Here is a 2,714-nt window from a genome sequence, read left to right as displayed (position 1 = left end):
GGTGCTGGAGGGGGGGAATATTACGTTTACCTGTCCGGGCACGTTTCTGGTCAAGGGGGGGAGCCATCCGTTTGGCGGGGGCGGCGGGGTGGCGGCGGCGTTGCCGGTGTTGCCGGACCAGCTAGTTACGCCAGCCACAGAAGACCTACAGCTGGAACACAGTTACCACGATGCCGAAGGCTTAAAGGGCGCGAAGTACAGCGCCAAGTTATCCAATGGTGAAACCCGTACAGGTACGCTGGATGGCGCAGGCAAGGCCACCATTGCAGGCGTACCGGCAGCCACTATGGCAGAGATAACCTATGGCCCCGCCGAATTTGCATTCAAGCCCAAAGGGGCACAGCCCAACCCGAGCCACAGCACCGCCACTGGCAATGCCACCTCTTCCGCACTCGTGGATAAGTACGCGGCAGACATGCAACAGAACAACAAAACATAACAACCATAAAGCGGCAGAGTGAACGATGAGCGATAGCAAACCGGGAGGCCTCAGCGTCAGTGATTTCAAAATCATGGCGCTGGAGATTGGTGAATGGCTGTGGGGTACGGCACGGGGTGCATTCAACCAAAAATCCACGTTGTCGCAAATCATTACGGATGCCGCCATTGGCATGATTCCGCTGGTGGGCGATGTGACGGCGGCACGCGACATCATTGCCGTCACCGTGCGCCTGGTAGACGACCCCGAAGCCCGCGAAAGCGTGTGGGAGTGGGTGCTGCTGGTGGTGCTGATCCTGGCACTGATACCGGTGATAGGCGGCGTGCTCAAAGGCACAGGACGATTGGTCGTCAAGTTTGCGGGGGACGCCAGCCACTTGGCCACAGCGGCGGAGAAAACCGCCTACATGGCAGAAGGTGCCCAAAAAATGGTGGCCACCTTAAATCGCCTTGGCCACGGCCACGCAGAGAAGTGGTTGCTGAAGCTGAATTTTGCCGACCACCAAGCCGCTGTCATCAGCCACTTCCATGCCTTCATGGACATGCTGGTCAGCACGCTGGGCAGCATTGACGCCAAACTCGGCCCGGTCCTCAGCGGCGCGCTGCGCCAGCGGGTGGCGGGCTTGCAAAAGGGCTGCAAGGACTTGAAGGCCGTGGGCGCGCGGATGATTCCCAACGCTGTCAAGGAGCTGAACAGCCAATTACACGAGATTCAGCAGTACATCCGCTCCGGTGGGGAGACGACCAGCCGGGCGACGGTGCATACGGCCACTGCGGGCACGCCCAATGTGCATATGACCGATGAGGCGAGGCTATTGGAGGAGTTTGGGGCGAAGAAGTCGGCAAAGGGTGGGTTGGTGCAGAACGTGGCTATGGCAGGCGACGATGCACCAGACTTTTCTCATATCTACACACATAAATCTAGATACCCAGACTTAACGAAGTTTGGCCTCGACAAGAATCACTTCACCCGCATCGAAGCCTATGCAGGCAAGATCGTGAACCGCGAACTCAAAGAAGGTGAACAAATTTACCGCCTGTTTGGGGATGGAGGTACTACGCATGGCGTCAAAATCAAGGAAAGTGACGCAGGCGGGGTATTTTGGGGCTTAGGAAAACCGCCAAAGGATGCCAAAGAATGGCGAGAACTGAGTGCCGTCAAAGACGAGTGGAACTGTGATGGATTCATCGTTGTGGGCACGGTGCCTAAAAAGGCCAACATCAAAGCCTGCGTAGGACTTATTTCCGAACAAGCTGGCGAAAAAATTCCAGGCCAATACCTACGTGGTGGTGCCATGCAGGCGTTTATCACCTTTGACCGAGATGCCAAGAGTGTTGTCGACAAGGCATCCATGGGCCTGACGGATGCCGGAAAACTGGTGGTGGAAGATGGCATACCCCGCACCTGGATAGACCCGCAGTCCGGCATGCACTTTGAGATTCGGCCCACCGGTTGGACCGATGCCAACGGCATCCACGGCTATGGCGAAGGTGGTACACCCGGCACGGTTTCGGTAGCACCCTTGGGCGCGACCGAGAAAGCCACTAAAACAAGCAAGCCGAACCTGGCGGCTACCGCGGCAAAGCAAACGGCCCGCGCTGGCGCGCGCAGCCAAACCAGCGACCCCGCGTCGACGAAATAAGCACGGTAAACACAGTCATGAGCAAACTAATTCCAACGGCGCTGGAGCGCCAAAAAATCTTCTACCACCTGAAGAAATGCAGTTCCTACACGGCGTGGAACCGGGTGCTGGGTTACTACAAAACTTGGGCTGACATATTCGAGAAGTCAGTGATTGAGGCGGAGGACAAGGCCGCTGTAGACGGTAAACCAGCCGAATTGGACACCCAGGAATTTGTTTTTGTGCTCAAGGGCTATTCCACTTGTGAGAAGTGTGTGGACCTTTTACGCCAAGGCAACAAGTCGCCGTTTCGGTATGACGGACTGCTGTGCTTTACGGTTGCTGACAGGCCGCTTAGCTATTGGGGCACGTTCGTAATTAAGTACGAGGATGGCGATATTTCGTTCAATCCAGATCGGGTTCCCTATTGGGTTGAAATGTGCGCAGCCCGTAGACAACTCGGAGACGCTTGGGGAGAGATTGGCGACCCTATTCTGGATACATCCGACACAAATGACGCAGCACCATTTGCTTTGTACCAGCGTGGGCGGGATTTCGGATTCAACGGAGTACCTTGGATAGCTAGTGACGGCCAAGTGTTCCCCCCTAAGCACTTCCCCTCCCACTTACCCGAAGTCCCCGCCCCCCAAGAAG

The 2,714-nt window shown here is 56.6% G+C and carries 2 protein-coding genes and 1 pseudogene; all 3 read left to right on the top strand.

Features of this window, described 5'->3' with window-relative positions; translation table 11 throughout:
• A pseudogene (locus tag ABI213_RS14740) lies at window positions 1–439 on the top strand (type VI secretion system tip protein VgrG); the annotation flags it as partial.
• 25 nt (window positions 440–464) lie between these two features.
• Window positions 465–2,081 (top strand): hypothetical protein, encoded by a 1,617-nt coding sequence (locus tag ABI213_RS14735; RefSeq protein WP_348027661.1) that lies wholly within the window; start codon window positions 465–467, stop codon window positions 2,079–2,081.
• 17 nt (window positions 2,082–2,098) lie between these two features.
• Window positions 2,099–2,714 (top strand): Imm71 family immunity protein (locus ABI213_RS14730; RefSeq protein ID WP_348027659.1); only part of this gene is annotated, 616 nt, incomplete at its 3' end.

This window comes from Rhodoferax sp., assembly GCF_039922535.1.
Taxonomy (GTDB): domain Bacteria; phylum Pseudomonadota; class Gammaproteobacteria; order Burkholderiales; family Burkholderiaceae_C; genus Rhodoferax_B.
The sequence above is the reverse complement of the archived record's forward strand: the minus strand, read 5'-3'. Positions and strand labels throughout refer to the sequence as shown.